This is a genomic window from Bacillus sp. AP50, assembly GCF_040492675.1.
Taxonomy (GTDB): Bacteria; Bacillota; Bacilli; order Bacillales; family Bacillaceae_G; genus Bacillus_A; species Bacillus_A cereus.
In genome coordinates this window covers 1-2,041 of the sequence record NZ_JBEUTW010000700.1, presented here as the reverse complement: position 1 = coordinate 2,041, position 2,041 = coordinate 1, and the positions used below count along the sequence as shown (strand labels likewise).

Below are 2,041 nucleotides of genomic sequence, written 5' to 3'. Positions count from 1 at the left end.
CATTAAGTAACATTATCATTACATTCTGTATGGTTTCTTAAAAAATTTCAGTAAAAGAACATATTAATTTTGAAGTGTACAAATAGGGAGAGTGACTTCAACTGTAGTTCCCTTATTCACTTCACTCTCAATAAATACCTTTCCCTGATGTGTTTCAATGATTTTATAACAGATCATTAACCCTAAGCCAATCCCCTCTTCTTTAATACTATAAAAAGGTTCTCCAAGGTATGGTATACGTTCTTTTGGAATCCCACACCCTTGATCGATAAAACGAATACTTAATTGATTATTATCAAGTATATTTAATTGAATGAGAATTTCTCCTCCCATCGGCATAGATTCAATTGCATTTTTTAATATATTAACAAATACTTGCTTTAATTGATTTCCTTCACATGAAATCAATGGAATACCAGGGTTAAGATCGATTCTAATTTTTATATTATTCATCATTGCTTGAGGTTGTAGTAGCATTAAAACTTGATCCATTAGCACACTAATATCATTAGGTTTTATTTTTACCACCTGTGGTTTGGCTACCGCCATAAATTCAGTTGTAATACTCTCTATACGCTCAATCTCTGATGATACTATATTTATATAACCTTGATTATTTTCATTTTCCGTTGATTTTAGTAATTGCATGAACCCTTTCATTGCAGTTAATGGATTATTAATCTCATGAGCCATTACAGTCGCTAATTGTCCTACAACAGCAAGTTTTTCAGATTTTCGTAATAATTCTTCTGTTTTTAGCCGTTCAGTGATATCACGAGAAATACTTAGGAAAACTTTTTTACCATTTAAGTTAAAAACACGAACACTAAACTCAGTTGTTATTACTTTTCCTGTTGGAAAAACATATTCATCTTGCAAAGTGAAGGAAGTTTGTCCCTTTTTAATTTTTTCTAATAACCTTACGATTATTTGAGAATCTTGTGGTACTACATTTGAAAATGATAATGAGAGCAACTCTTCTCTACTATATCCAAACCTTCTACACCCAACAGGGTTTACCTCAATAAATCGACTTGGAGCATTTTCTTCATTCAGCTCTACTACATATACCGCATCAGTTGCTTGTTCGATTAGTGCACGGTACTTCATTTCACTATCTCTTAATTGCTGGTGTAATCGATGTCGTTCTCTTTCTGCTTGTTTTCTTTCAGAGATGTCTCTACATATTGCTGATAAAGCTATCACATTTCCTCTTACATCTAGTATAGGAGAAACTGTCAGACTAACATCAAGAAGACTCCCATCGCTCCTTTGTCTAACAGTTTCTAATCTAGTAACCACAGATTCACCTGTTAGAATTTTCTGAATATTTTTAAGCGATTCTTCCATTAAAAAATCTGGTACACAAGGTAATCTCTTACCTATGATTTCTTGTGATGACCACCCAAATATCTTTTCATAAGCTTTATTCGCTTGTAAAATATGCCCTTCTCGATCAGAAATGGTAATAGCATCTAGATTGTGCTTTATAAATGATTCCAATAATTCTTTGGTAGCGCTTAATTCTGATTCTACCTTTTTCCTTTCGGTTATATCAACTGTAGAACCAACAACTTCAATAACTTGTCCATTTCGTTTAATCGGCCTAAGCGCAATAAGAATAATAGTTTTATCATTTGGCCAAGGTAATTCAAATATAATTTCTTTTCCTTCCCATGCCTGAAGATAGTACTTCATCAATTGTGGAACTAAATGTGGAGGAACAATAGAAGCATCAATAGTACGTAAGCTTTTTCCTACCACCTGTTCAGAATAAAATCCGTTTTGATAATAAAACTGTCCATCACATAAAGTGTGTATAAAGTGCTTACCCACTTTTTTAAATTTAAAAATTCCTCCTTGAAGCTCATGTACGGTATCTGCAAGTTCTTGCTTCGATTTTTTTAATTCTCGATTCATTTTAGATAAGTCCTGTGTTAAATAATACAATCTCTGGTAGGCTTCCATAAGAAATAGCCCAATTAAAAGTCCTAACGCTATATATAATGAGCCTCCTGTGTAAAGTAATGTAGTATTAAAT

At 32.6% G+C, this 2,041-nt stretch carries 1 protein-coding gene; it reads right to left on the bottom strand.

Annotation, left to right across the window (positions count from 1 at the left end; all coding sequences use genetic code 11):
• Positions 1 to 63: 63 nt before the first annotated feature.
• Positions 64 to 2,041 (bottom strand): PAS domain S-box protein (locus tag ABWK52_RS28570; protein ID WP_353772339.1); only part of this gene is annotated, 1,978 nt, incomplete at its 5' end.